At 52.3% G+C, this 239-nt stretch carries 1 protein-coding gene; it reads left to right on the forward strand.

The features are described from left to right. The coding region (locus tag AC0IX4_RS23330; RefSeq protein WP_471831456.1) for an FUSC family protein at positions 1-239 on the forward strand (239 nt) is incomplete at both ends.

The raw sequence follows: 239 nt of genomic DNA on the forward strand, positions 1-239 counted from the left end.
CTCATGCAACGATGTTCATCACACTTTTGGTGCTACTGTGTTTTAACTTACTGGGTGAAGGTTTTGAAGTAGCGTTACCTCGCGTAATCGATACGCTGATTGGTTGTGCCATTGCGTGGGCGGCAGTGAGCTACATCTGGCCTGACTGGCAGTTTCGCAATCTGCCGCGCATGCTCGAACGCGCCACAGAGGCCAACTGTCGGTATCTCGATGCCATACTGGAGCAATACCATCAGGGG

The sequence above is a fragment of the Rhodococcus sp. AC861 genome (genome assembly GCF_979256035.1).